The following is a 25,343-nucleotide window of genomic DNA, read 5'->3' as shown; positions in this document are numbered from 1 at the left end:
CACTCACCGTACTAGCAGGATCTTGCCGACGTGCTCTCCCGAATCCAACATTCGGTGTGCATCGGCTGCCTCCGCCATGGGCACGCTCGCGTAGACCACGGGACGTACGGCACCCGCCTCCACCAGCGGCCAGACGTTGTCCACGACGCTCCGGACGATGACGCCCTTCTCGTCCACCGGACGGGCGCGCAACGTGGTGCCGTGGACGGAGGCCCGCTTGGTCAGCAGCGCGCCCAGGTCGAGCTCGGCCCTTCTGCCGCCCTGGAGGCCGATGATCACCAGCCGGCCGCCGGTGCGCAGCGCCCGTACGTTGGCCGCCAGGTACTTGGCGCCCATGATGTCGAGGATGACGTCGGCCTCCACCCGGTCGGCGAAGTCCTCCTCGCGGTAGTTGACGACCTCGTCCGCGCCCAGCTTCCTGACCTGCTCGGCCTTCGCCGCGGAGCCGACCGTGGCCGCCACCCGCGAACCGAGCGCCTTGGCGAGCTGCACCGCGAACGTGCCGATGCCGCTGGCCCCGCCGTGCACCAGCAGGGTCTCGCCGCGCCGCAGCCGGCCGACCATGAACACGTTCGACCACACCGTGCACGCCACCTCGGGCAGCCCCGCCGCCTCCGCCAGCGGCACGCCCTGCGGCGCCGGCATGACCTGCTGCCAGGGCACCGCCACGCGCTCGGCGTAACCGCCGCCGGCCAGCAGCGCGCACACCTCGTCGCCGGCCTTGAACTGCTCGACGTCCGCCCCCACCGCGGCCACCACGCCCGACACCTCAAGCCCCGGGTACGCGGGCGCGCCGGGCGGCGGGTCGTAGAAGCCCATCCGCTGGTGGACGTCGGCGCGGTTCACGGCCGAGGCCACCACGTCGATGAGCACGTCGCCGCGTCCGACGGCCGGATCGGGCACCTCACGCCATTCCAGGACCTCTGGTCCACCCGGCTCGGTGATCTCAATGGCTCGCATGCGATCCACGGTAGCCGGGCAAAGAAGTTGTGGGTTGCCGGGCTGCGCGGGAACGCGTGGCGTTAACCTGCAAAGTATTTGCTGCCCCTTTAGACCCACCCGAGGGGGAACACGGTGGCAAGACACGATCGAGAAGAATCTCTCGAGGAACAGCTGGCCTGGCTGGACGCGATCAAGGAGACGGAGGAGACGCCCGTCTCCGTCGGAGCCTCGTCCGCGTCGGCGGACGAGCCGGTCGCTTCGCCGTACCCCAAGGACCCGTGGCTGCTCGTGCCCACGCCGCACGACACGCCGACGCCGCCGCTGTTCCGGGCCGCCGTCGACTCCGTTTACGGCCACGCGGCGGCCGAGGATCTGCCCGAGGCCGAGAGCGAGGCAGGGGAGTGGCTGGACAGGGCCGCCACGCAGGAGAGCGGCCGGGGGCAGGAGGGCGCGGCGGGCGAGCCGGCCGCGCCGCCGGTGAGCCTCGGCCGGTCGGAGGACCCTTTCCTGGCGCCGCTCAAGCCGTTGCCGCGTCCTGACGACACCGACAGCTACTCCTTGACGTTCACGCCGCCCGAGCGGGCGGGGAGCGGGGAGAAGGACACCGGGCAGGGCCGGGAACAGGGCCGGCAGCAGGGCGGGAAGCCGAGCCAGGAGCAGGGCGAGGAGCCGGTCCGGGACCAGGAGCGGCAGCAGGAGCGGCAGCAGGTCCCGCAGCAGGGCGAGGAGCAGGCGCGCGAGCGCGAGGAGCCGGGCTGGCCGTCGCTCGGCGACTGGTCGCGGCCCGCCGAGCAGTCGAACGAGACCCAGCCGCTGATCACCGAGCTGCCCGAGGCGTTCCACCTGCCGTCCCGCACCGAGCCGCCCAGCGCGTTCGACCTGCCGTCCCGCACCGGGCCGTCCAGGGCGTTCGACGAGCCCGCCCGTACCGAGCCGGCCGGGGCGTTCGACGGGCCCGCGCCGGTCGAGGCCGCCGAGCTCGCCCCCGTCGAGCCGCCGCGCGGGTTCGAGGAGCCCGTCCGCGCAGAGGAGCCCGTCCGCCGAGAAGGGCCCGTCCGCGGAGAGGAGCCGGTCCGCGGAGAGGCGCCGGTCCGCGGAGAGGAGCCGGTCCGCGGGGAGGAGCCCGTCCACAGGGAGGCCGTACGCAGGGAGGCGGTCGAGGAGGCGCCGGCCGACGAGCGGCCCCGCTGGGACGAGCGGCCGCAGTGGTCCGACACCTCCTTCCGCGAGGGCCGCCCGCAGCGGCCCGACCTCGCGCACGGCGAGGCGCCCGCCCCCCAGGACGCCGCTCGGGACGAGCGCCCGCAGTGGAGCGACCGCCAGGAGTGGCGGCCGGCCGAGCGGGAGATCCCGCCGCCGCACGAGCGCCGGCGGCGTCCGGCGCCCATCCCCGTGTTCACCGCGCCGCAGCGCCCGCCGCTCACCGGCAGGCCGACCGCCGACAGCCTCGACCCGGAGTCGTTGCTGCGCGGCAGGCGCAACGCGCCCTCGAAGGGCTGGCGGCGTCTGGTCTACAAGGCGTCCGGCGGCTGGATCAAGCCGGGCGAGGCGCCGGAGGTGCGCCGCCGCCGCGAGCTGGTGACCAGGGCGCGCACCCCCGTGACCACCGGCCACCACCGGGTGGCCGTGCTGAGCCTGAAGGGCGGCGTGGGCAAGACCACGACCACGGTCGGGCTCGGCGCGACGCTCGCGCAGATGCGCGGCGACCGCGTCATCGCCGTGGACGCCAACCCCGACCGGGGCACGCTGTCCGACAAGCTGGTGCTGGAGACCTCCGCCACCGTGCGCGACCTGCTCAACGAGCGCGACCAGGTCAAGCGGTACGTCGACATCAGGGCGTTCACCTCGCAGGCGCCCTCGCGGCTGGAGGTGCTGGCCTCCGACCGCGACCCGTCGGTGTCGGAGGCGTTCAGCGGCGCCGACTACCAGGCCGTCTCCCAGGTGCTGGAGAACTTCTACTCCATCTGCATCACCGACTGCGGCACCGGCCTGCTCCACTCCGCCATGGGCGGCGTGCTCGGGCTCGCCGACCAGATCGTGCTGGTCAGCAGCCCTTCCGTGGACGGCGCCAGGGCCGCCTCGGCCACCCTCGACTGGCTGGAGGCCCACCACTACGCCGACCTGGTGAAGAACGCGACCGTGGTGCTGTGCAGCGTCCGGCCGCGGTCGAAGTCGGCGGTGGACATCAGAAAGCTGGAGGCCCATTTCGCGGCCAGGTGCCGCGCGGTGATCAGGGTGCCGTACGACCCGCACCTGGAGGAGGGCGCGGAGATCGACCTCGACCGGCTGCAGGAGGCGACCAGGGAGGCCTACCTGCAGCTCGCCGCCAGCGTGGGCGACGGGTTCGCGGGTGTGCGCGAGTGAGCGGAGGGTGTGGGATTCGAACCCACGAGGCCATCGCTGACCTGGCCGCTTTCAAGGCGGCTGCACTCGTCCACTATGCGAACCCTCCTGTGCGGACACCACGATAGCGGCTGTGGTGGCAGGGGTGTACGTTCAGGAGGTGGCGGATCTCGGCGTCGAGGTGGAGCGCGGTCCTGGCGACACGACGGTGCGCCTGGCCGGAGACCTCGACAAGGTCACGGCGCCCCTGCTGAGGCAGCGGCTGGCCGAGCTGATCGCCGAAGGGCTCGTGCACCTCGCGATCGACGCCCACCACCTCGACTTCTGCGACTCCAGCGGCCTGTGGGCGCTGGTGGAGCACCAGCGCGCGGTCGCCGGGCGCGGCGGCTCGTTACGCCTGTTCGGCGTGCACGGCGTGCTGCGACGGGTGCTCGACGTGACCGGGTTGACGGCCGTCTTCGACGAGGTGCTCCCTGTTGAGAAGGCCGCCCGTTCAGTGGCTCAGTTGTGACAGGAGCCAGCGGGGGCCCTCGGTCTCGGCGCCCAGTTCGGCGACCCGTTCCCGGAGCCCGCGGTCGGCCGTGACGACGAGCACCCGCTCCCACGGCTTGGCGCGGGCCACGACGTCGACGATCGCGTCGTCGCCGCTGCCCGTGGCCGCGACGACCTGCAGCCCGGGGATCTCGGGGGTGCTCCTGGCCGCGCCCTCCACCACCGCGACCACCCGCGGGAACCACTGCGACAACACCGGGTGGAACAGCCTGAGCTCCGCCACGTCGGTGAGCAGGCGGGTGGCCGCGCCCAGCCGGTCGTTCCACCAGCCGTGCTCGGCCCGCGCGCCGATGATGTTGGCGACGTCGAGCACGATCGTCTCGGGACGGATGGCGGCCTGGACGCGGTCCCAGGTCGCGGCGAAGCCGGGATGCAGCTTGCGGCCGGCCACCTCGGGCAGCGGCAGCCAGCGCAGGTCGGTGCTCTCGCTGTTGGCGGGCCTGGCCGGCACCAGTTCGGCGGACTCGGCGATCACCGTCTCGAAGGTCCAGCCGCCGTGGTCGTCGAGGTAGACGCCCTGGACGCGGAACCCGTCGCCGCCGAGGGCGGCCTCCTCGTGGGCCTCGCGCAGCGCGCTGGTGACGGCGTCCTCGTGGCTGTCGCGGGCGCCGCCGAGCAGCCCCCAGGTGCCGCCGTGGTGGCTCCACAAGGAGCGTTCCTGCATGAGCACGTGGGGCACGCCGAGCGGGTCATGGTGGACGAGCAGCAGGCCCGACGCTCCGTGGATGCCCCAATGTCTGTGTCCGAGCCCGCATTCGGCCCAGCCGTCGCCGTCCTTAGCCGCCATGAGGGATTGTCTCAGCCTCCGCCCTTACTGAAATGCTGCAGGTCCTTGGCGCCCGTCCAGTAGCCGCCCCACTCCCATCCGACGTCGGCGAAGGCCCTTACGACCTTGTCTCCAGGGTTTACCACACCTTTACCCTTCATTGGGCGCTCGGTGTACCTCTTGGCATTTTGGTGCGCTGTGCCACCGCTTGCAGTGACATATGGGTTCTCGCGTGGATTGATGTCAATCGCTTGGCCGTACGCGTGGTTCGACCAATTGCTGGAGCCGGTCGCGCGACGGCAGTTGAATGCCGAGGTGTTGTCGGCCTCGATGGAGGCGAAGTCGTCGCCTTTGTAGACGTCGACGAGCTTCATCTGCCGGATGGGCCAGCGCCAGTCGTACAGCTTGCGGAAGACGGTCTCGATGTCGTCGGTGACCGTCTTGCGGACGACCAGCTCGCCGGTGTGCGGCTTGTCGTCGAAGCCCCAGAACGACATGGTGACCAGCCGCAGGTCCTGGTAGGACACCGGGCAACCGGGCCGCCACGAGTACGGCAGCCGCTCGCGCGACACCTTCGTGACCTTCGAGGTGAACGGCGGCGGAGCCGTCGGGCTCGGCTCGCTCGTGGGCGACGTCGTGGGCGACGTCGTGGGCGAGGTCGTGGGCGACGTCGTCCCGGACGCGGGCGCGGAGGGCGTGGGCGTGGCGCCGGACGAGGCGACGGGCTCCTGCCCTGCGCACGAAACGGACGTGAGCACCACGAACACGATGGCGGCGGTACGTTTCATCTGGCCACCATATGCGACGTCATGCCAGGTCAGGGGACTATCAGCACGGTACGGCGAGCCCGTTTCGCCAGGCCGACGGCCACCGAGCCGCCCAGGGCGTGCCAGGAGGAGCGCGACCTGCCGACCACGATGGCGTCGGCCCGGTAGGAGCCGGCGAGCGCCTCCAGCTCGCGGGCCGTGTCCCCGCGGACGCTGACGAACTGCCAGGGGACGCCCGCGCCCCTCAGCTCGTCCCGGAGGTCGTCGGTGAGGTCGGCCGCGCTGTCCGGGATGACCGGGGAGCCGGCGAAGAACCACAACGTGGTGCTGTTGATCGGCTCCACGAAGACGACGAGCAGCGCGGCGGCGTCCCGCCGGGCCAGGCCGGCCGCGTACGCGAGCGCGTTGCGGCTGGGGTCCGACCCGTCGAAGCCGACGACCAGCAGCCCGGCGCCGTCCTTGCCGATCTCGAACTGCCCGGCCGGGAGCCGGCCTTCCAGTGGCTCCCAGCCGGGGTCTTTGTTACCGCCGAACACGGCACGACTCGCGTCAGGCGTCCGCGTGCTTGCCACGGCGGGCCAGCTCGCGCAGTGAGTCGGCGGCGTAGACCACCAGGGCGACGAACGAGACCGCGGCGAGCCCGCCGCCGACCCACAGGTCGTTGACGGTCGCGTCCGTGTACACGGCGCCCCGGGGCTGGTAGCCGACCGCGAACGGCGCGGCGACCAGCCACAGCCCGGTCAGGAACAGCAGGACGAGGGCGGAAATGCCCAGCTTGGCCTTCATCGGGACTCCTCCAGACCCACCAGGGTGGTCTTGCCGTTCTGACGGTGCTCACCGCCGCGGCTCGGGTTGTGCATGTCCTCGCGCAGCGCCTCCACGAGCGGGGCGAGCAGGCTCGCCAGCTCGGCCGAGGACGCCTGCGGCGCGGCGGGCACGGGCTCGGGCTCCGGCTCCGGCTGCACGCGCTGTTTGACGGTCACCAGCCCGCGGATCACGAGCTCTTCGTAGATGGCCAGGACGAAGCCGACGACGCCCACGAGACCGAAGACGGTCACGCCCAGGCCCGAGAAGAACTCGGTCGTGGTGGGGTCGGTCCAGTCGGCGTTCTCGGGCTGCGTGCCGAGGGCGAAGGGGGCGATCATCAGCCACAGACCGGCCATGACCGCCAGGGCCGCCGCTACGGCGCCCACGAACTTGCGAATCATTGTGAGACTCCTCCGGATACGAGGTCTTGCTGCGCCGGCGTGGCCTGCGCGATGAGGGCGCGCGAGGTGGGCCGGAGCACGTTCTGTGCGACCGTCCAGGCGCGTTCGCGCTCGGGGCGGCCGTCGGGCGGCGCCATCCTGGCGACCGCGGACAGCAGCGCGGACGGCTGGCCGTTCGACCGCTCGACGCGCTGGGCGATGAGCTCCAGGAGCAGCCCGGCCAGGACGAGGTCGTCCTTGCCGAGGGGCTTGGGGCCGGCCGGCATCGTGGTGCCGCGCAGCGGCAGCTCCTTCAAGAACAGCGCCGCGACGAACCCGAGCAGGGCGATCGGCACGCCGACCATGAACACCGTCTCCAGGGCCCGGGTGAAGGACTCCAGGATGATGCCCTTGATCGGCTCGGGCAGGTGCTGGATGGCGGCCGGGCTGCCCAGCTTCTGCCCGGTGCTGGGCAGGTGAAGGCGGGCCTGGGCCACGAGGTCGGCGAACTCGCTCGCCTGCCGGTTGGTCAGGATCGCGCCGAAGCCCGCGACGCCCATCGCGCCGCCGAGCGAGCGGAAGAACGAGACGCCGGCCGTGGTCGAGGCCATGTCACGCAGCTCGGAGCCGTTCTGGGCGGCCAGGATGAGCATCTGCATGGACAGGCCGAGGCCGATGCCCAGGACGCCCACGTCGAAGCCGATGAGCCATTCGCTGGAGTCGACGTGCAGCCGGGAGAGCAGGAACAGGCCGACGGCCACGATCACCAGACCCGCGACCGGGAAGATCTTCCACTTGCCGGTGTTCGTGACGATCTTGCCGGAGATCACGCCAGCCAGGAACAGCGCCACGACCATGGGCAGCGTCATCAGACCCGAGTTCGTCGGGCTCAGGCCCTTGACGATCTGCAGGTACTGCGGCAGGTAGATCATCGCGCCGAACATGGCCATGCCGACGAACAGCGAGGCCGCGCTGGTGAGCACGAACGTGCGGTTCCTGAACAGCCGCGGGGGCAGGATCGGGTTGCGGGCCGTACGCTCGGCCAGCACCGCCAGGGCCAGCATGAGCACGGCGAACGCGGCCAGGAAGTAGGTCCAGAACGAGTTCCACTCGAACTCGTTGCCGCCCAGCGTCAGCAGCAGCATCAGCGAGGCCGCGCTGGCCGTGATGGTGGTCGCGCCCCAGATGTCGATCGAGGTGTTCCGCTTGACCTTGGGCAGCCGCAGCACCTTCTGCACCACCGCGAACGCGACGATCGCGAACGGCACCACGACGTAGAAGCACCAGCGCCAGCCGAGCCAGTCGGTGTCCACGATGAACCCGCCGAGCAGCGGCCCGGCGACGGTGGAGATCCCGAAGACGGCCCCCATGTAACCGGAGTACCGGCCGCGCTCGCGCGGCGAGACGATGTCTCCCAGGATCACCTGCGCAAGCGCCGACAAACCACCCACGCCCAGGCCCTGTACGGCACGTGCCGCGATCAGCTGTCCCATGTTCTGCGACAGACCGGCCACCAGTGAAGCCGCCACGAACAGACCGAGAGCGGTCTGGAAGAGCAGTTTCCGTCCGAACAGGTCGGACAGCTTGCCCCACAACGGTGTCGAGACCGTCATCGTCAGCATGGTGGCGCTGGCCACCCATGAGTACTGGTCCTGACCGCCGAGTTCCCCCACGATCGTCGGCAACGCGGTGCCCACCACGGAAGTGGAGATCATCGACGTCAGCATGGCGAGCATGAGCCCGGACATGACTTCGAGGATCTCGCGGTGGGTGTACTGCCTTCGGGCGGGGGGCGCGGCCTGTGCCTGGGCTACCAAGACACCACATCCCCTTCGTACGCAATTATCCAATGTTGAGTATACGCATGTTTACTAGCCGCGCGGCAAGTGACTTTATTCCTGAGTAGAGTTCGGAACATGGACGCCCCGACGACGGACGCCCGGCCCCGCGGACGCGAGGCCACCCGGCAGCGCATCCTTGACGCGGCCCGCGTGCTGTTCGGCGAGCACGGATACGAGCAGGTCACCGTCCGCATGATCGCCGCGGCCGCGGAGGCCAACATCGCCCTGGTCGGCCGCTATTTCGGCTCCAAAGCCGGGCTCTTCGGCGCGGTGCTCGAAGGCGAGCCCACGTTCGTCGCCCTGCTGGCCGGCGATCACGGGAGCCTGCCGCGGCGCCTGGCCGAATACGCGGCCGAGCGCATGCACCACGACCCCGAGAGCCCGGTGCTGCGCACCCTCGAACGTTCGGCCGCCCATCCGGAGATCCAGGACGTCGTGCGCGAGCGCCTGCACACGTCCATCCTCGATCCGCTGGCCGCGCAGCTCGACGGGCCCGACGTCCAGGCGCGGGCCAGGATGGCGACGGCGGTCTTCCTGGGCATCGGCGCGATGCGCCGCCGGCTGGGCCCGGAGCAGCCCACGGCGGCCGACGTCGACCGGTTGACCGCGGTGTTCGAGGCGTGCCTGGCGGAGTGAAACTTTCATCGCCCTGACCGGCCGTGGCCTGGGGAAAGCCGGTCCGCAACGGTCGGACGTCTTTCTGCGGCCGGGCGGGCTCCTTACGATCCGGAGAGAGCCGTGGGAGCGCTCCCACTCCCACTCTACGGACGGAGTAACCTCATGTCTCGCAGAAGGCCCGTGCTCGCGGCGCTCGTCGCCGCCACCGCCGTGGCCGCGGCGGGGGCGGTCGTCCTCGCCTCGTCCACCGCCCAGGCCGCCGACTCCGCTTTCTACGTCGATCCCCAGACGAACGCCGCCAAATGGGTCGCCGCCAACCCGGGCGACAGCCGTACGCCGGTCATCAGGGACCGGATCGCCGCCGTCCCCCAGGGCCGGTGGTTCGCCAGCTACAACCCCACGACCGTGCGCGGCCAGGTGGACTCCTACGTGGGCGCCGCCGCCGCGGCGGGCAAGATCCCGATCGTCGTCGTGTACGACATGCCCAACCGCGACTGCGGCGGCGCGAGCGCGGGCGGCGCGCCCGACCACGCGTCCTACCGGGCGTGGATCGACCAGATCGCGGCCGGTCTGGGCGGGCGGGCGGCGACCGTCGTCCTCGAACCGGACGCGCTGGCCATCATGACGAACTGCATGAACGCCGCGCAGCAGGCCGAGGTGAAGGCGTCCATGGCGTACGCCGGCAAGAAGTTCAAGGCGACGTCGTCGCAGGTCAAGGTGTACTTCGACATCGGCCATGACGCCTGGCTGTCGCCGTCGGAGGCCGCGTCCAGGCTCAACGGCGCCGACGTCGGGGGCAGCGCCGACGGCATCGCGCTCAACACCTCCAACTACCGCGCGACGCCGGGACTGGTGTCGTACGCCAAGAGCGTCATCGCGGCGACGGGCGTGTCCAGGTTGAAGGCGGTCATCGACACCAGCCGCAACGGCAACGGCCCGGCGGGCAGCGAGTGGTGCGACCCCGCCGGCCGGGCCACGGGCATCTGGAGCACCACGAACACGGGTGACGCGGCGATCGACGCCTACCTGTGGGTCAAGCCGCCGGGCGAGGCCGACGGCTGCATCGCGGGGGCCGGGCAGTTCGTGCCGCAGCGGGCCTACGACCTGGCCATGGCCGCGCCCTCACCCACCGCGAGCCCGACCGTGACGCCCACGGTGACCCCGACCGTGACCCCGACGGTCACGCCCACCGTCACCCCGACCACCGGCCCGGCCGGCTGCTCGGCCGCCTACAAGGTGACCAGCCAGTGGCAGGGCGGCTTCCAGGGCGAGGTCACCGTGAAGAACACCGGCTCGGCGCCGACCACCGGCTGGAAGGTCCAGTGGACGTTCCCCGGCGGCCAGACGATCAGCCAGCTCTGGAACGGCACCCTGTCCGGCAACGCCACCGTGACGAACCTGAGCTGGAACGGTGCCCTGGCCGGCGGCGCGACGACCACGTTCGGCTTCCTCGCCAACGGCGACGCCGCGACCAGCACCCCGCCCGCCCTCACCTGCACCGCGTCCTGACACCTCCCGGGCGCCCCCGCACGGGGGCGCCCGGGAAACAAGCCTGGGGAACAAGCCCGGGAAACAAGCCTGGAGAACAAGCCTGGGGAACAAGCCCGGGAAATAAGCGGAGAGCCGTTACGGTTGCACTGCCCGATGGCCACCGTCCAGGCGAAAGGGCTCGTTCCCCATGACTGTTCCACTCTCCATCCTTGATCTGGCGCACATCGGCGACGGAGAGACGGCGAGCGAGAGTCTGGCCGCGAGCGTGGGCCTGGCCCAGCGGGCCGAAGAACTGGGATACCACCGCATCTGGTACGCCGAGCACCACAACATGCCGAGCATCGCCTCCTCGGCCACCAGCGTGCTCATCGCGCACGTAGCCGCTCACACCAGGACGATCCGCCTCGGAGCGGGCGGCATCATGCTGCCCAACCACTCCCCGCTGACCATCGCCGAGCAGTTCGGCACCCTGGAGACCCTCCACCCCGGACGCATCGACCTCGGCCTCGGCCGCGCCCCCGGCAGCGACCAGCCCACCATGCGCGCCCTGAGGCGCACTCCCGGCGCCGCCGACACCTTCCCCCAGGACGTCCTCGAACTGCAGGGATTCCTCACCGGCGAGTCCCGCATCCCCGGTGTGGACGCCACGCCCGGCAAGGGCACGAACGTGCCGCTGTACATCCTCGGCTCGTCGTTGTTCGGCGCCCAGCTGGCCGCCGCGCTCGGGCTGCCGTACGCGTTCGCCTCGCACTTCGCGCCGGACGCGCTGGAGGAGGCCGTGGCGCTCTACCGGCGCGAGTTCAAGCCGTCCGAGCAGCTCGCCGAGCCGTACGTGATCGCCGGGGTGAACGTGATCGCCGCCGACACCCGCGAGGAGGCGCAGGAGCAGCTGCTGACGGCCAAGCGGTACCGGGTGAGCCGGTTCCTCGGGCGCGGGCGCACGTTCACGCCGGAGGAGGCCGACATGGTGCTCGAATCGCCGGGCGGGCAGCAGATCCTGCGGATGATGCAGTACTCGGCCGTCGGCACGCCCGCCGAGGTCGAGGACTATCTCACCCGCTTCGCCGCGCACGCGCAGGCCGACGAGCTGATCGTCGTGTCCTCGGCGCCCGACAGGAAGGCGTGGCTGCGCTCCATCGAGCTGCTGGCCGCCGCCCACGGCCTGGCCCGCGACGCCTCCTAGTCGGCCGAGTGCTGCGGCCGCAGCAGATGCGGCCCGGTCAGGTCGGACGGCGGCGCCGGTGACAACCCCGCGTCCACCAGCTGGGAGCGCAACGCGACGACCGTGCGTTCCAGGGCCCGGATCTGGGCCTGCAACCGGCGGATCTGGTCGCGCATCGCCACCGAGCTGCTCTGCTCGTTGACCAGCTCCGCGCCGAGCTGGCTGGCCTGGCCCTGCATCCGGGTCATCTGCTTCTCCATCTGCGCCAGGGCGTCCTCGTAGATCGTCTTGGCGCGGATGAACGCCTCGGCGTCGACCTTCGAGCGTTCGACCTCGGCCTGGTGCTCGACCTGGAGCAACGCGCTCTGCTGCGACTTCTTGCTGGCGTCCGTCGCCGAGCGGAAGGCGAGGTAGGCCACGCCGAGCGGCACGACGCCGACGCCGAGCTGGACCAGGATGTCACTCAGAGCGGACATGGCGGCCCCCCAATGGACGGATCACCCCTGTGTAGGTCACCCCGTCGTCGCTGTGCCAGGCGTTGACCGTCAGCGCGATCGGGAACTCGCTGCCGTCGCGGTGGAGGCCGACCAGCGGGATGATCCGGCCGGCCAGGCCGGAGTGGCCGTCGGAGAGCACCCGGGCGAGCCCGTCGGTGTGCGGGCCGCGGAAGCGCGGCGGCATCAGGATCGTCAGCGACCTGCCGACCGCCTCGTCGGTGTCCCAGCCGAACAGGGCCTCGGCCTGCGGGTTCCACGACTGGATCGTGCCCGAGGAGTCGGCCACGATGACGGCCGTCGAGGACGCCGCGCGGCCGCCCGGCAGGCGGCCCAGCACGACCGCCTCGGGCCAGGTGGCGATCAGCGCGATCCAGCCGCCGAAGGCCAGCCAGACCGCCCCGCCGACCCAGCCCCGCGGGTTGTCGCCGGTGAAGGTCGAGATCAGATAGATCAGCCCGTACGTGAGGAGCAGCGCGGTCGCGGCGGCGAAGGCCACCCGGTCGGACCGCATGAACGCCTGCGCCAGGCAGAGCATGCCGAGCGCGCACCAGACCGCCGCCCAGGCGGGCAACGGCGCGACGACGGCCAGCGACGCGTAGCCGGGCGTGCCGCGCTGGTTGCCCGGCACGAACGCCAGCGAGGCCGCGATGGCCAGGCTCAGCAGGCCCACGAACGTCAAGGAGGCGCCCCGCCTCCCGACGCGGCGGAGGACGCGGGTGAGGGTACGGCGAAGCGGGGGCGTACCGACAACGTGTCCATTACTCACAGTCGTCAGATTAATGCATTTAGTTATCGTCCGATGAGATTACCGTGCTGGTCCACCCGGCGTGGCGGCCGTACCGGAAACACCGGGGAAACGCCGTGACCGGTTGCATGCCTTTCCTGGACCTGTCCGAGAAGAGGTGCGCATGAGTGGAGCCGGATCCGCGGGGCCGTCGCGGCGGACGACGTTGGGGCTGCTCGGGGCGGTGCCCCTGGCGGTCGGTGGCGGGCTGACGCCTGCCGAGGACGGGGTGGCCGCCTATGACCGATATCTCCGTTCGCTGGCCGAGCAGGACCAGTTCTCCGGGACGGCGCTGCTGGCCCGTCGCGGGCGTCCGGTGCTGGCCCGTTCGTACGGGATGGCCGACAAGGAACGGTCGATCCGCAACGGGACCGACACCGTTTACTGCCTGGCCTCGGCGTCCAAGCCGTTCACCGGGCTGGCGGTCGTGCAGCTCGCCCAGCAGGGCAGGCTCAGGTTCTACGAGAAGCTGGGCGCGTACCTGGACGGCTTCCCCGACGAGGTCGCCAGGCACGTCACCGTGCACCAGCTGCTCACCCACAGCTCCGGGCTGCCGGACTTCACCGTCCAGGACCCGGACGACGTCAAGGTGGTGACCCACAGCGTCGAGGAGCAGACCCGGTTCGTCAGGACGCGGACCCGCCTGCTCAAGCCCGTCTACACCCCCGGCACCGACAAGACCTACAGCAGCTCCGGCTACGAGATCCTCGGCGAGCTCGTCGCCACGCTCTCGGGGCTGCCCTTCCACGAGTACGTCCGCCGCAACATCTTCGTCCCCGCCGGGATGACCCGCTCCGCCTACTACACCCGGACGGACTGGCTCAACGACGCACGCATCGCCCATCCGTACATCTACCAGTCGGACGGCTCGCGGGTGGACGGCGTCCGCCACCTGGAGGCGGGGGCCGTGCTGAACGGCGGGCCGGGCACCAACGCCGCCCGCGCCTTCATCGGCTCCGGCGGCGGCAGCGGCTTCTCCACGGCCCCCGACCTGGTGCGCTTCGCGCTCGCGCTGCAACGCGACAAGCTGCTGAACCACGCCTACACCCAGCTCTACCTGAGCCCCAAGGTCTCCGGCCCGCCCCTCCCCGGGCCCGGCCCCGCACCCGCCACGGAGGCGTTCCAGGCGTACGGGCCGGTCGCCGGGATCACGGGCGACCAGCGGCACATCAGCCACGGGGGCGGCATCGCGGGCGGCAACACCAACTGGTCGATCTACCTGGACAGCGACTGGGTGGGGGTCATCCTGTGCAACTACGACCTCGACATCCAGGCCATCATCCGCCAGGAGAGAAAGGCCGTCCTGGGCGCCTGACCGCCGTCGCCGGTAGCGTCGGGCGCATGGGTGTCGAGGTGGCGGTCGTGCGTGAGGTGGACCAGGAGCTCGTTGACGCGTTCGGGGTGCTGCTGCCGCAGCTCTCCGCCTCCGCCGGGCCGCCGGACCGGGCGGCGCTCGAACGCGTCGTGCGCAGCGAGGCGAACACCGTGCTGACCGCCCGCCTGGACGGCCGGATCGTCGGCACGCTGACGCTGGTCCTGTTCCCGGTGGCGACCGGCATGCGCGCCCGCATCGAGGACGTGGTGGTCGACGCCTCGGCGCGAGGGCGCGGGATCGCCGCCGAGCTGACCCGGCACGCCCTGCGCCTGGCGGAACAGGCGGGCGCCCGTACCGTCGACCTCACCTCCCGCCCCGACCGCGCGGCCGCCAACCGCCTGTACGAGCGCCTCGGGTTCCAGGCCAGGAACTCGACCGTCTACCGCTTCGGCTCCGAGCGCTAGCTGGTTCCGCACGTGGCCAGGAGGCGGGCGAGGGTCTGGGCGGGGGTCTCCGCGTCGGTGTGCAGGACGGTCGTGGCCAGGGTGCGGTGGTCGGTCACCGCGCGTTCCACGGCGTGGGCGCGGGCCGGTTCCCACTCCCGTTCGGCCGCGACCCGACCCACGGCCCGGACCCGGGAGCGCAGCCGGTCTCGGCACCCGGTGAAACCTTGTCGAGGGCACCATGAAACCGGCGTCCCCGACAGTGGAGCCATGAGCATCACAGAACTCGGGCACACCGGGGTCGGCCCGCCCCCCAGAGCGGCCGCCGAGGCGGCCGTACGCGCCGAAGGGCTGGTGAAGACGTTCGGCGCACACCGGGCCGTGGACGGGATCGACCTGGACGTACGCACCGGCGAGATCTTCGGCGTCCTCGGCCCCAACGGCGCGGGCAAGACCACCACCCTCCGCATGCTGGCCACCCTCCTGAAGATCGACGCCGGCCGCGCCGAGATCTTCGGGGTCGACGTGGCCGCCAACCCGCACGTGATCCGCCAGCTCGTCGGCGTCACGGGCCAGTACGCCTCGGTCGACGAGAACCTGACCGCCCGCGAGAACCTCTGGCTGTTCAGCCGCCTCCAGGGCATCGCCAAGCCGCGCGCCCGGCGCATCGCCACCGAGCTGCTGGGCCAGTTCGGCCTGGAGGACGCGGCCGACAAGCCGATCTCGCAGTTCTCCGGCGGCATGCGCAGGCGCCTGGACCTGGCGGTCAGCCTGATCACCAGGCCGCCGCTGATCTTCCTGGACGAGCCCACCACCGGCCTCGACCCCCGCACCCGCGGCCAGATGTGGGACGCCATCCGCGACCTGGTCGCCGACGGCTGCACCGTGCTGCTGACCACCCAGTACCTGGACGAGGCCGACCAGCTCGCCGACCGCATCGCCGTCATCGACCATGGCCGCAAGGTCGCCGAGGGCACGCCCGACCAGCTGAAGAGCGCGGTCGGCAACTCGACCCTGCAGTTGCTGCTCGCCGAGCCGGACGAGGTGCCGGCCGCCGTGGAGGTCGTGCGGCGCGTGCTCGGCTCCGACCCGGTGCTCAGCCCGGAGCAGGGCCGCCTCAACGTCGCGCTCGACCAGGCGGACCTGGCCGCCGAGGTGCTGATCGCCCTGCGCACCGCCGGGGTGTCGATCTCGTCGGTGAGCGTGGCCAAGCCCAGCCTGGACGAGGTGTTCCTGGTCCTGACCGGCCACGGGACGGACGGCGACGCCGAGACCGGCACGGAGGAGAACCGATGAGCACCATGATCGCCCCCACCCGCCAGACGGTACGGGCCGCCGACCGCGTGGAGGCCGCCCGGCGGCGCGTGACCCTGGCGGAGACCGTCGGCCAGACCCTGTCGATGGCCTGGCGGGCGCTGAAGAAGATGCGCCGCAACCCGGAGCAGTTCTTCGACGTGGCGCTGCAACCCCTGCTGTTCACCGCGATGTTCGCCTTCATCTTCGGCGGCGCCATCGCCGGCGACGTGCAGAGCTACCTCCCGCTGATGATCCCCGGCATCCTCGCCCAGACGGTGCTGACGACGTGCATGGCGACGGGCACGCAGCTGCGCGAGGACATGGAGAAGGGCGTCTTCGACCGGTTCAAGTCGTTGCCGATCGCCCGGATCGCGCCGCTCGCCGGCCCGATGGTGGCCGACCTGCTGCGTTACACGATCGCGGCCACGCTGACCTTCGGCATGGGCCTGGTGATGGGCTACCGGCCGGGCGGCGGCGTGGGCGGCGTGCTGGCCGCGATCCTGCTGGCGATCTTCACCGGCTGGTCGCTGGCGTGGATCTTCACCTGGGTCGGCACGATCGCCCGCAGCGCCCAGGCCGTGCAGGGCATCTCGATGATGATCCTGTTCCCGCTGACGTTCCTGTCCAACGCGTTCGTTCCCGTGGAGACCCTGCCGGGGTGGCTGGCCGCGTTCGTCCGGGTCAATCCGGTCTCACACCTGGTCACGGCCACCCGGGACCTCGCCAACAACGCCCTCGTCAGCGGCGAGGTGGCCTGGACCCTGCTGGCGTGCGCGGTCGTCATGGCGATCTTCGCGCCCCTGTCGGTGCGCAGCTACAAGCGGCACATGTGAGCGCCGCCGGTCACGGCCGAAGACCTGTTCGACGTGCCGCCGGGCCTCGTCGAGCAGGTCGGGGCCGCGCCGGTCGCCGTACCCGGCCCGGACGGCCGCGAGCGTGCCCGGCGCGGCCCGTTCCGCGTGCGGCTCGATCAGCGCGAAGTGCATGCTCGGCATCGTGCTGTTGTACGCGAACCGTTCGGCCAGCACCAGCAGCCTGATCGCGTCGCGCGCCTGCATGGCCTGCCGCAGCAGCCCCCACGTCCCGAGCGCGAACAACATCGAGCCGCACACCGGGAAGTCGAGGACCGGGTTCGTCACGATCAGCAGGTCGTAGCCCTGCGCGGCGGCGAACAGCTCCGCGCCGTACCGGACCTCCCGCGGCCCGGCGTGGTGGGCGTACGCCGTCAGCGCGATCGACTCCGCGACGACCGACCAGGACGTGGCCCCCTCGTACGGCACCCCCGGCGGACGCAGGTCGCGCGCCCGCTCGACCGCCCTGCGGTAGTGCACCAGCGCCGCGGCCCTCTCCCCCCGGGCGAGGGCGATCTCGGCCGCGCACAGCGAGTCGATCGCCGCGCCGCCGAGCACGGTGTCGCCCTCGCTGATCCCGTTGATGCCGGCCAGCTCGGCCTCGGCGGCGTCGAGATCGCCGTCGGCCAGCGCCGAGATCAGCAGGACCGAGCGGAGCTGGGCCTCGTCGTCGACGGCGCCGAGCCGGCGCAGCACCGGCAGCGCGGTCCGCGCGTGGCCGACCGCCCGCCCGCGGTCGCCGAGCTGCATGAACAGGTGGGCCAGCACGGCGTGCGCGATCGCGCCGATCCACGGGCCCTCGCTGTCGCGCAGCAGCGACAGGGCCTGCTCGGCGGCCTCGATCGCCTGGTGCACCGCCCCGACGTTCTCCAGGACGTGGATGCTCGCCTGCGCCGCGGCCAGCGCCACGTCGCGGTCGGGGCTCCGGCGCAGCTCCAGGAGCTTGCGGTGGGCGTCGTCCCGGTCCCACGCGAGCGCCACCGTGGTCATGGCCCCCAGGCGGGGGTCGGTCTCGCCGGTCTCCGGCAGCTCCTTGAGCAGCAGGCGCAGGGGATCGTGGGCGCGGTCGGTGACGGCGATGGTGTTCATCAGCGTGATCAGCAGGGCGGCCCTGGTCACCTCGACGAGCGGCGGTGGCGGCGCCCAGCCCTTGAGCGCCTGGCCGATCGCCTCCCGGTGGACGAAGATCCGGGTGTGGTCGCCGCGGATCGACCACAGCGAGCCCACACCGGCCAGCAACTGGACCGTCGCGGCCGGGTCGGGCTCGCCGAGTGCCTGCCGGAGCAGGTCGGCGAGGTTGCCCTCCTCCGCGCGCAGCGCGTCGACCGACTCGTACTGTCCCGCGCCGAACAGCGTGTAGGCGTGCGCGAGGGCGTACGCCGTAGCCCACTGCCGTTGCGCCGCGCGTGCCGCCGCCACCTCGCCGGTCTCCTTCAGCCGCAGCCGCCCGAACTCCCTGACGGTCTCCAGCATCCGGTAGCGCAGGCCGTACGCCGTCTCGCGGACGCCGAGGATGGACTGCTCGGTGAGCGCGTCCACGACGGCCAGGGCGTCCGGGCCGAGCACGTGCTCGGCGGCGGTCAGCGTGAACCCGTCGCCGAACAGCGACAACCAGCGCCAGGCCCGCCGTTCGGGCTCGTCCAGCAGGTTCCACGACCAGTCGATCACCGCGAGCAGCGTCTGGTGGCGGTCGGGGGCCGTCCGGTTGCCGCCGCGCAGCAGGGCGAACCGGTCCGCCAGCCGCCGCGCGATCTCCTCGACCGACATGACCCGCACCTTGGCCGCGGCCAGCTCGATCGCGAGCGGCAGCCCGTCGAGGCGGGCGACGACCTCGGCGACCGCCTCCTCGCCGATCCGCACCCCGGGGCGGGCGGCCGTGGCGCGCTGCCGGAACAGCTCCGCCGCGTCCTCGGCGAGCAGCTCGCCGAGCAGGTAGACGCGTTCGGCGGGGATCGACAGCGGGGCGCGCGAGGTGGTCAGCACCCGCAGGTCGCGGGTCGTCACGGTCAGGAACGCCACCAGGTCGGCGACGGCCTCGATCACGTGCTCGCAGTTGTCCAGGATGAGCAGCGCCGGAGCCTGGTCGAGATGCTGGGCGATGCGGGCGCGCACGTCGGCGCGCTGCCCGGCGGTCAGGATCCGGCGTCCGCTGACCGAGTCGCGGACCCCGAGCGCCGACCCCACCTCGCCCACCACGCCCTCCGGCGAGGAGACGCCGACCAGCTCGATGAAGTGCACGACGGGCTGCGCGGCGTTCCGGCCCGCCACATGGGCCAGCCGCGTCTTGCCCAGGCCGCCGGGGCCGACGACGGAGACCACCCGGTTGGTCTGCAACAGGGCGTGGACGGCGCGGATGTCGTCCTCGCGGCCGAGCAGCGAGGAGCCGTCGAACTGCAGGCCGACGCGCACCGGCCGGTCCGCGGCGAGGAGTTCGGCGTACACGCGGGCCAGCTCGGGGCCGGGTTCGGTGCCGAGCCGGGCGATCAGGCCCGAGCGGTGGCGTTCGTAGCGCTCCAGCGCGGCGGCGGCGCCGCGGACGGCGGCCTCGCTGCGCAGCAGGCAGGCCAGCAGCTCCTCGTCCTGCGGCCGTTCGGCCGCGGCCTCCTCCAGCAGCGGCAGCGCGGCCTCGTGCGCGCCGCCGCGGGCGGTCGCGATCGCCGCCACCCGCCGGGCCTCGGCGGCCTGCCGCGCCGCGACGGCGCGCAGGTCGGCCGGCGCGCCCGTGACGCCGTCGGGGCCGCCGGGGCCGCCGGCCACGACCAGGTCCAGGGCCTCCTCGGCACGGCGGCGCGCGAGCGCCGCGTCGTCCTGGCCCAGCGCGGCCCGCGCCTGCTCCACCAGCGTCCCCAGCAGCAGGACGTCGACCTGGTCCGCGGGCAGCCCGAGCCGGTAACCGCGCGGGACGCGCACGACGACGTCGGGGCCGGTCGCGGCCCTGGTCCGGGAGACGACCACCTGCAGCGCCTTGGTCGGGTTGGCCGGCGCGCCGTCCGGCCACAGCTCCTCGACCAGCCGCTCGTCGCCGACGCCGGCGCGCCCGTGCAGGGCGAGCACGGCCAGCAGGGTGTGCGCGCGGTCGCCCACGACGCGCGCGCCGTGCCAGCGGACGCCGTCGAGGAGGACCAGTGCGGGAGACACATCCTCAGCTTACGGACGATTCCCCGGCCCGCGCCGCCTCCCGCGCCCGCCCCGCCGCGACGACTCGGCCGGGCAGGCTTTGCCTACGATGAGGCGTGGATCGACTGCGGAGCGTCCCCATGGCGGACGGCGAGGTGGAGGTGCTCATCGTCGGCGGCGGGCCGGTCGGGCTCACCGCACGGGCGCTGCTGGACCGCTGGGGCGTGCGGGTCCTGCTGGTCGAACGGCATCGCGAGCCGTCGCCCTTCCCGCGGGCACGGCTGGTCAACGTGCGTTCGATGGAGATCTACCGCGGGCTCGGGCTCGCCGCCGGGATCGCCGCCCACGCGTTCGCCCCCGAGTACGGCCGCATCCGCTTCCGCGACACCCTGTGCGGCCGCGACTTCGCCACGGCGGCGATGACCGGCATCGACGCGCCGGTGCCCGAGAGCCCCGTGACCGGCGTGGTCACCTCGCAGGACCGCCTGGAACCCGTCCTGCTCGCCGGGGCGGGGTCGCCGGCCCTCTTCGGCGTCGAGCTCGCCGGCCTGAGCGAGGAGGCGGACGGCGTCGTGGCCGTCCTGGTCGGCGGCCGCCGGCGCGGCGAGAGCACCCGGCTCCGCGTCCGTCACGTCCTCGCCGCCGACGGCGCGAACTCCACCGTCCGGCGCCTGCTGGGCATCGGCGTCACCGGGCCCGGGAGCATGGGCGGCTTCACCACCGTCGTGTTCGACGCCGACCTGCGCCGCTGGTGCACCGACCAGCCCGCCGGGGTCTACTTCACCGCGCACGGCCTGTTCGCGCCGCTGTATCCGGAGGGAGGCTGGGCCTGGTTCGTCCCCACCCCGGACGACGGCCCGCACGCCGACTGGCCCGCCCTCCTCGCGCGCGCCCTCGGCGGAGTGCCGGCCGACGTCGTACGGGTCCAGCACTGGGAGACCGACGCGTTCGTCGCCGAGCGGTTCCGCCACGGCCGGATCCTGCTGGCCGGCGACGCCGCGCACGCGATGCCCATCGTCGGCGGGCTGGGCATGAACACCGGCATCGCCGACGTGCACAACCTGTGCTGGAAGCTGGCGGGCGTCCTGCGGGGGTGGGCCGCTCCCGGCCTGCTGGAGACGTACGAGGAGGAGCGGCGGCCCGTCGCCTGCCGGACACTGCGCCAGGCGGTGGCCAACACCGAGCTCATGCTCGACGTGCAGAACCGGCGCCGCGCCCAGCTCCGGGCCGGCCGGGCGGCGCCGGACCACGTCGAGCTGCCCTGGTCGCAGCGGTACTTCGCGCAGCTCGGCCTGGTGCTCGGCGGCACGTACCGCTCCGGCGCCGTCCTCGCGGGCGAGGGACCCGCGCCGGAGCCGCCGGGCGCGGACTACGTGCCCAGCGCGGAACCAGGCCACCGGATGCCGCACCTCTGGCTCGCCCGCGACCGCTCGACCCTGGACACGTTCGGCGAATGGTTCACCGTGCTCACCCCGGACCCCGCCGCCTGGGCACTTCAGGCGACACCATGGCCGGTGCGCGTCGAGCAACTTCCCATGGAACACGCGGCGTTCTGCGGGATCACCGCGCAGGGAGCGCTGCTCGTCCGTCCCGACGGGCACGTCGCCGCCCGCTGGTCCGGCCCTCCGGTCGCCTCCACCCTCCTCGACGCCCTCGCCACGTTGACCGGGCAGGGCGCCCGAGCCGTCCGTCGCGCAGCGCCTCCGTGACGACGGCTGCGGAAGGAACGATCGAGGTGTGGTCACATGAGGCAAATGGCCGTTCAGGGGGCGGGAATTCACACCCCGCTGCCCTCGGCAGACTAGCTGCCGGTGCACCACTGACCGCTCTTGAACCTCTCCTCGATCTCGACCTCGGGCGCCGAGTCGGCGACCGAGATGTCCAGTTGCGCCGTGGCGGCCACCAGGGTGCCGGCCGGCGACTTGGCCGCCTTGGCGTCGACCACCACCTGACGGTCGCCGAGCAGCGCGTAGGTGTCCCTGTCGAAGATCAGCTCCCAGCGCAGCCCGTCCGGGCTGGTGAAGCCCACGCCGACGCCCGTGCGGCCCGCGGCGTCCTGCACCCCCTCGTCGAGGGTGATGCCGGGGAACGTGCTCAGGGCCTGGTACAACGCGCTGCGCTGCGCGGCCGGCAGGTACGTCTGCCACAGCAGCTCACGTGCGGCGAGGAAGGCGAGGAACGGCGTCAGCTTCTCCGCCTTGGGCTTCCACATGGCGTCGAGGTGGGCGCGCATGCCGGCCGCGTCGGTCGGCAGGTTCTTGATCGTCGGGTAGTCGCTCTTGAAGTCCTTGCAGTAGACGATGGGCTGGAGCTTGGTTCCCATGTCCTTGTAGGCGGACTTCGGGATCGGTTCGCCGGCATAGGCCAGGGGCTCGATGGGCGTCTGCTTGCGTACGCCGTCGGCGTACTGCCCGGGCCGCCGCTCGCCCGCTCGCAGCCAGATGGTGCCCTTGTAACGCCGGTAGTAGTGGTCCTTGGACTTCTCGTACGGCATCAGGGAGTAGTCCATCGTCTGCAGGGTCTTCACCACGATGTACTGGTCGTCGCGCGGTTCGATCTCGTCGACGGCGGCCCTCGCCGCGCGGTTGAGCACTTCGGCGGCCGACAGCAGCCTCATCTCGTGAGGCGGGTTCGAGGCGGGCGGCACCCGCACCACGACCAGGCCGACGGCCAGCGCCAGCCCTCCGGCGAGGGCGAAGGCGTACGGCCTGCGCCAGGCCCACCGGGACCGTCCCGCCCTGAGCAGCCGATCCCTGGCCATGGCCTTGGTGCCGGGGTCGTAGGGCGCCACTTCCGGCCGGACCTCGTTGATCAGGTCGAACTCGTTCATCGGGGGTCCTCCAGGACGTTGCGAATCTTGGCCCGGATCCGGGACAGACGGGAACGAACCGTGCCCACCGGGATGTCGAACGCCTGAGCCGCCTGCTCGTAGGACAGTTCGGCCCAGGTGACCAGGAAGAGCAGCTCGCGTTCCGCCGAAGAGAGCCTGGCCAGCGCGTCGGCCAGACGGGGACCGAGCCGCTGGGCGTCGATCCGGTCGATGCTGCGCTGCTCGAAGGGGTTGTCGTCGTGACCCGGCATCCTGGCCAGGGCCCGCAGCCTGCGCACCTCGGTACGGCGGTGTTTGGCGATCAGGTTGGCGGCGATGCCGTACAACCAGGGGGCGGCGTCCGGTCTGGACAGGTCGTAGCGGGACCGTTTTCGGAACGCCGCGAGGAACGTCTCCGCCGTCACGTCGTCGGCCGCGGAGGAGTTCTCCTGGCCGAGGCGTCTGGTGGCATATCGGTGGATCTCATCCGCGTACCTGTCGAAGAGGCCCGCGAACCGAACGGGGTCGGCCAGCGACTCCTCGATGAGGGCGGCGTCCGTGATGGCCGCCACCGGGGTGAGTCCTCTCATGGGGGGAAGTCCTTCCACAGGGCGCGTTCGCACCCTTCACCACAGACTCACCCGCACCGGCCCTTCGGTTCCATCGCTCCCCGTGGGAGTTGGGCGCGTGGGGCTCAGCGGAATGCGTCCTGCTTCAGCGGGATCTAGCCTGCTTAACGGGAGCCGACCCCGCTGAACTCGCCACGCGTACGTGCCTGTGCGTCGCGGTGGTCAGGCGAACCGCGGCGCCGGCATGACCCTCTTCCTCAGCGCCGCGACGCCGACGGCCGCCACCCAGATGGCGGCGATGCCGTTGAACATCGCGACCGCGCCCCAGCCGTTCGAGGCGTAGAACTCCGACGAGTTGAAGCCGAAGAACATCGACGGCACCCCGGCCAGGTGCAGCGCGGCGATGCCGAACGACGACCAGCCGACCCACCGGGATAGGGCGCCGGTGCGCAGCACCGCGTACCCGAAGGCGACGCCGAAGACGACCAGCATCAGGTGGCTCATGGAGCCGTAGAGCAGGTAGGTGGGCACGGTACGGGTCGGGTCGATCTCCTCGACGGCCTTGATGGCGCTGCTGCCCTCGATCCCCTTGGCGACCATGTCGATGATCGCCCACGCCACGCCGGCGGTGCCGGCGACCGCCCCGAACCATTCGTAGCGGGCGTCGGCCCGCGTGATGAGCGACCGGACACCGCTCATGAAGACCAGGAACAGCGTCAGCGCGCAGAAGTTGAAGAGCGTACGGGTGAGGATCAGCCAGTCCGGCATGAGGGCGCCGGTCTCGACACCGCAGGCCGGCGGATCACACGCGGGCACGACGAAGTAGAGGGGAAGCTCGGCCATCGCGAAGACGGCGCCGAGGATCCCGGCCACGCCGATCCAGCGGCGAGCCGTGGGCGGGAGCTGAATCTGTGTAAGTAATGAAGTGTTCATGGCATGCACAGTAGCAACAACTGTGTAAGCCGTCTACTATTTCCTTCAGATCTTCGAGAGGATGCCGGCCATGACCCCACGCAAGAGCTCCGGACGCGACCTCACGCGAGACCGCGAGCCCGCGCCGGATCCCGTGGCCGCCGACGACGCCGACCTCGATGCGCTGCCGCCGGGCCTGGCCGCGGCCTGGGGCGTCGTCGACACCGGTGGGCGGCGCGGCCCCAAGCCGGCGCACAGCGTCGAGAAGATCATCGCGGTCGCCACCGAACTGGCCGACGAGGAGGGCATCGCCGCCGCCTCCCTGCCGAAGGTGGCTGCCCGGATCGGCGTGACCGCCAACGCGCTGTATCGCTACGTCAGCTCCAAGGAAGAGCTCATCGTGCTCCTGGCCGATCGCGCGTGGGGCGACCCGCCCGAGCTGCCCGACGGCGACTGGCGAGAGGCGGCCGCGCTGTGGTCACGCCGGCTGTTCGAGCGTTTCCTCTCCCGCCCGTGGCTGCTGGACGTGCCGACCACCGTCTCCCTGACCCCGCACAACGCGGCCTGGCTGGACGCCCTGATCACCGCGCTCGGGCCGACCGGCATGGAGGCGCAGCTGATGCTGAACTGCGCGTACCTCCTCGACAGCCACGCCCGCTACGGCGCCAACCTGCGACGCAACACTCCGACACCGGCCGCGTTGCGCCGCGCGAACCCCGACCAGCAGCGGGCGGTACGCGCGGTCCGCGTGTTCCTCGACGGCCAGCTCCGCTCCCGCAACCTGAACGCCGTCGCGGACGCGATCCAGGACCCGATGTTCCTCGCCGACGAACCTCCGCTCGACGGCTTCGAATTCGGCCTCGCCAGAATCCTCGACGGCATCGAGGCATACGTCCAGCAGTAGGAACGCCGCAACAGCCTTCCCGCCGAATAATCCCGCCGGCAATTGCGCCTATGTCGGCGGGCTCTCGGGTGGGCCGGTATATGTGGCATGAATCATCAGCCCTGCGTTCCGACGTCTGGTCCGGCGTCCCCCGCGGCTGACGATTGACGGGCCATCGCGTACGAACAGCGTCAGGAC

At 71.9% G+C, this 25,343-nt stretch carries 24 protein-coding genes, 1 tRNA gene and 1 pseudogene; 11 read left to right on the top strand and 15 right to left on the bottom strand.

Annotated features, from left to right (window positions below):
* Positions 1 to 3: 3 nt before the first annotated feature.
* Complete coding sequence (locus ABT158_RS41470) at positions 4 to 960, bottom strand: NAD(P)H-quinone oxidoreductase (RefSeq protein ID WP_352363249.1); 957 nt, start codon at positions 958 to 960, stop codon at positions 4 to 6.
* Positions 961 to 1,074: 114 nt separating this feature from the next.
* Here ABT158_RS41470 and ABT158_RS41465 point away from each other — a divergent pair, with 114 nt between their 5' ends.
* Positions 1,075 to 3,306: a nucleotide-binding protein gene (locus ABT158_RS41465; protein ID WP_352363247.1), complete on the top strand. Its 2,232-nt coding sequence runs from the start codon at positions 1,075 to 1,077 to the stop codon at positions 3,304 to 3,306.
* A 1-nt stretch (position 3,307) separates the two neighbouring features.
* Here the strand turns inward: ABT158_RS41465 and ABT158_RS41460 are convergent.
* Positions 3,308 to 3,394, bottom strand: a tRNA-Ser gene (locus tag ABT158_RS41460).
* 36 nt (positions 3,395 to 3,430) lie between these two features.
* Here ABT158_RS41460 and ABT158_RS41455 point away from each other — a divergent pair.
* Positions 3,431 to 3,796, top strand: a complete 366-nt coding sequence (locus ABT158_RS41455; protein ID WP_352363246.1) for an STAS domain-containing protein — start codon at positions 3,431 to 3,433, stop codon at positions 3,794 to 3,796.
* Here the strand turns inward: ABT158_RS41455 and ABT158_RS41450 are convergent.
* From ABT158_RS41450 to ABT158_RS41425, 6 genes are read right to left on the bottom strand one after another with little or no spacing between them, the layout of a single operon-like run.
* The gene (locus ABT158_RS41450; protein ID WP_352363244.1) at positions 3,779 to 4,624 is read right to left on the bottom strand and encodes an NUDIX hydrolase; all 846 of its coding nucleotides are present in this window, start codon (positions 4,622 to 4,624) and stop codon (positions 3,779 to 3,781) included. The genes ABT158_RS41455 and ABT158_RS41450 overlap by 18 nt on opposite strands.
* A gap of 11 nt (positions 4,625 to 4,635) precedes the next feature.
* Entirely contained in the window at positions 4,636 to 5,391 is a 756-nt protein-coding gene (locus ABT158_RS41445) for a M15 family metallopeptidase (protein WP_352363242.1), read from the bottom strand.
* Positions 5,392 to 5,420: 29 nt separating this feature from the next.
* Entirely contained in the window at positions 5,421 to 5,906 is a 486-nt protein-coding gene (locus ABT158_RS41440) for a universal stress protein (protein WP_352363240.1), read from the bottom strand.
* A gap of 13 nt (positions 5,907 to 5,919) precedes the next feature.
* On the bottom strand, positions 5,920 to 6,156 hold the full coding sequence (locus ABT158_RS41435) for an SPW repeat domain-containing protein (protein ID WP_352363238.1): 237 nt from the start codon (positions 6,154 to 6,156) through the stop codon (positions 5,920 to 5,922).
* Positions 6,153 to 6,578, bottom strand: coding sequence for a hypothetical protein (locus tag ABT158_RS41430; protein ID WP_352363236.1), 426 nt, complete (start codon positions 6,576 to 6,578; stop codon positions 6,153 to 6,155). The genes ABT158_RS41435 and ABT158_RS41430 overlap by 4 nt, the downstream gene beginning before the upstream one ends.
* A complete protein-coding gene (locus ABT158_RS41425) occupies positions 6,575 to 8,374 on the bottom strand; it encodes an MDR family MFS transporter (RefSeq protein WP_352363234.1) in 1,800 nt (599 codons plus the stop codon). The genes ABT158_RS41430 and ABT158_RS41425 overlap by 4 nt, the downstream gene beginning before the upstream one ends.
* A 99-nt stretch (positions 8,375 to 8,473) precedes the next feature.
* Between ABT158_RS41425 and ABT158_RS41420 the strand changes: the two genes are divergently transcribed.
* The 3 genes from ABT158_RS41420 (at position 8,474) to ABT158_RS41410 (ending at position 11,690) form a co-directional block, all read left to right on the top strand.
* Positions 8,474 to 9,034, top strand: a complete 561-nt coding sequence (locus ABT158_RS41420; RefSeq protein ID WP_352363232.1) for a TetR/AcrR family transcriptional regulator — start codon at positions 8,474 to 8,476, stop codon at positions 9,032 to 9,034.
* 144 nt (positions 9,035 to 9,178) lie between these two features.
* Positions 9,179 to 10,525, top strand: coding sequence for a glycoside hydrolase family 6 protein (locus ABT158_RS41415; protein WP_352363230.1), 1,347 nt, complete (start codon positions 9,179 to 9,181; stop codon positions 10,523 to 10,525).
* 169 nt (positions 10,526 to 10,694) lie between these two features.
* Positions 10,695 to 11,690: an LLM class flavin-dependent oxidoreductase gene (locus ABT158_RS41410; RefSeq protein WP_352363228.1), complete on the top strand. Its 996-nt coding sequence runs from the start codon at positions 10,695 to 10,697 to the stop codon at positions 11,688 to 11,690.
* Here the strand turns inward: ABT158_RS41410 and ABT158_RS41405 are convergent.
* Together ABT158_RS41405 and ABT158_RS41400 are read right to left on the bottom strand one after the other, a co-directional pair.
* Positions 11,687 to 12,145, bottom strand: coding sequence for a hypothetical protein (locus tag ABT158_RS41405; protein WP_352363226.1), 459 nt, complete (start codon positions 12,143 to 12,145; stop codon positions 11,687 to 11,689). The genes ABT158_RS41410 and ABT158_RS41405 overlap by 4 nt on opposite strands.
* A complete protein-coding gene (locus ABT158_RS41400; protein WP_352363401.1) occupies positions 12,129 to 12,836 on the bottom strand; it encodes a PAS domain S-box protein in 708 nt (235 codons plus the stop codon). The genes ABT158_RS41405 and ABT158_RS41400 overlap by 17 nt, the downstream gene beginning before the upstream one ends.
* 238 nt (positions 12,837 to 13,074) lie before the next feature.
* On the opposite strand from ABT158_RS41400, the gene ABT158_RS41395 reads away from it, so the two are divergent.
* Positions 13,075 to 14,265 (top strand): serine hydrolase domain-containing protein, encoded by a 1,191-nt coding sequence (locus ABT158_RS41395; RefSeq protein WP_352363224.1) that lies wholly within the window; start codon positions 13,075 to 13,077, stop codon positions 14,263 to 14,265.
* A 26-nt stretch (positions 14,266 to 14,291) separates the two neighbouring features.
* Positions 14,292 to 14,729: a GNAT family N-acetyltransferase gene (locus ABT158_RS41390; RefSeq protein ID WP_352363222.1), complete on the top strand. Its 438-nt coding sequence runs from the start codon at positions 14,292 to 14,294 to the stop codon at positions 14,727 to 14,729.
* Here ABT158_RS41390 and ABT158_RS41385 read toward each other — a convergent pair.
* Entirely contained in the window at positions 14,726 to 14,890 is a 165-nt protein-coding gene (locus ABT158_RS41385) for a hypothetical protein (RefSeq protein ID WP_352363220.1), read from the bottom strand. The two genes, ABT158_RS41390 and ABT158_RS41385, sit on opposite strands and share 4 nt — an antisense overlap.
* 88 nt (positions 14,891 to 14,978) lie before the next feature.
* On the opposite strand from ABT158_RS41385, the gene ABT158_RS41380 reads away from it, so the two are divergent.
* On the top strand, positions 14,979 to 16,004 hold the full coding sequence (locus ABT158_RS41380; protein WP_352363218.1) for an ATP-binding cassette domain-containing protein: 1,026 nt from the start codon (positions 14,979 to 14,981) through the stop codon (positions 16,002 to 16,004).
* Positions 16,001 to 16,837, top strand: a complete 837-nt coding sequence (locus ABT158_RS41375; protein WP_352363216.1) for an ABC transporter permease — start codon at positions 16,001 to 16,003, stop codon at positions 16,835 to 16,837. The genes ABT158_RS41380 and ABT158_RS41375 overlap by 4 nt, the downstream gene beginning before the upstream one ends.
* A 2,034-nt stretch (positions 16,838 to 18,871) precedes the next feature.
* Here ABT158_RS41375 and ABT158_RS41370 read toward each other — a convergent pair.
* Positions 18,872 to 19,765, bottom strand: a pseudogene (locus ABT158_RS41370) (BTAD domain-containing putative transcriptional regulator); the annotation flags it as partial.
* A gap of 323 nt (positions 19,766 to 20,088) precedes the next feature.
* Here ABT158_RS41370 and ABT158_RS41365 point away from each other — a divergent pair.
* Positions 20,089 to 21,681: an FAD-dependent monooxygenase gene (locus ABT158_RS41365; protein ID WP_352363214.1), complete on the top strand. Its 1,593-nt coding sequence runs from the start codon at positions 20,089 to 20,091 to the stop codon at positions 21,679 to 21,681.
* A 92-nt stretch (positions 21,682 to 21,773) separates the two neighbouring features.
* Here ABT158_RS41365 and ABT158_RS41360 read toward each other — a convergent pair whose 3' ends face one another.
* The 3 genes from ABT158_RS41360 to ABT158_RS41350 form a co-directional block, all read right to left on the bottom strand.
* A complete protein-coding gene (locus tag ABT158_RS41360; RefSeq protein WP_352363212.1) occupies positions 21,774 to 22,802 on the bottom strand; it encodes a CU044_5270 family protein in 1,029 nt (342 codons plus the stop codon).
* The gene (locus ABT158_RS41355; RefSeq protein WP_352363210.1) at positions 22,799 to 23,371 is read right to left on the bottom strand and encodes an RNA polymerase sigma factor; all 573 of its coding nucleotides are present in this window, start codon (positions 23,369 to 23,371) and stop codon (positions 22,799 to 22,801) included. Before ABT158_RS41355 ends, ABT158_RS41360 begins: the two co-directional genes overlap by 4 nt.
* A gap of 201 nt (positions 23,372 to 23,572) precedes the next feature.
* Entirely contained in the window at positions 23,573 to 24,283 is a 711-nt protein-coding gene (locus ABT158_RS41350) for a hypothetical protein (RefSeq protein WP_352363208.1), read from the bottom strand.
* Positions 24,284 to 24,353: 70 nt separating this feature from the next.
* Here ABT158_RS41350 and ABT158_RS41345 point away from each other — a divergent pair, with 70 nt between their 5' ends.
* Positions 24,354 to 25,166 carry a TetR/AcrR family transcriptional regulator gene (locus ABT158_RS41345; RefSeq protein WP_352363206.1) on the top strand — a complete coding sequence of 271 codons (813 nt, stop codon included), beginning with the start codon at positions 24,354 to 24,356 and terminating at the stop codon, positions 25,164 to 25,166.
* Positions 25,167 to 25,343 lie beyond the last annotated feature (177 nt).

The sequence above is a fragment of the Nonomuraea sp. NPDC001636 genome (assembly GCF_040298265.1).
In the GTDB taxonomy this organism is placed as follows: domain Bacteria; phylum Actinomycetota; class Actinomycetes; order Streptosporangiales; family Streptosporangiaceae; genus Nonomuraea.
This window is presented reverse-complemented; position numbering and strand designations above follow the sequence as displayed.